1 pseudogene is annotated in these 491 nt (G+C 66.2%); it reads right to left on the bottom strand.

Annotation, left to right across the window (positions count from 1 at the left end):
* A pseudogene (locus tag AX744_RS13835) lies at positions 1–305 on the bottom strand (hypothetical protein); the annotation flags it as partial.
* Positions 306–491 lie beyond the last annotated feature (186 nt).

The following is a 491-nucleotide window of genomic DNA, read 5'->3' as shown; positions in this document are numbered from 1 at the left end:
ACCATCCCCAACTTCGAAACCGAAGAAATCCTGCCAACTACTTGACGCGAGACAGTCTCGTCGAACCCGGTGATGCGGGGAGCTCGCGGTCCCTTCGAGTAGTAGACGTCGCGCTCGTCGATCGGGCTTTCGATGGTGATGCGCTGGCCGATCTGGGCGCCGGTCACGAGGGCGGCCTTGTAGTAGCGGGGCGAGCCGTCATCGTCGGTGTAGGCGTAGCCGAGCTTGCCGGTGCTCAGCTGGCGCCGGCCCATGTATGTGACCTCGGATGACCGGGTGTCGCCGGTCTCGGGGTTGGTGCTCATGTCGGGTCTCCTGGGTCTCTGGGTGCCTGCTCAGCGTCGATATGGGCTGCTCGTCGCAAGCGGCCCGACCGGGGCGAGGGAGATCGGCGTGGGGCGGCTGAGCGGTGAGCGGGTGGGACGAGCGTGCCGGACGACGTTCTCGGCGGGGCCTTCGATTTCGAATCCGCACTCGCAGCTGTACAGGCC

Source organism: Microbacterium sp. CCH5-D1, from assembly GCF_001557335.1.
In the GTDB taxonomy this organism is placed as follows: domain Bacteria; phylum Actinomycetota; class Actinomycetes; order Actinomycetales; family Microbacteriaceae; genus Microbacterium; species Microbacterium oxydans.
Note: the sequence above shows the minus strand (reverse complement) of the source record. Positions and strands in the feature narration are given on the sequence as shown.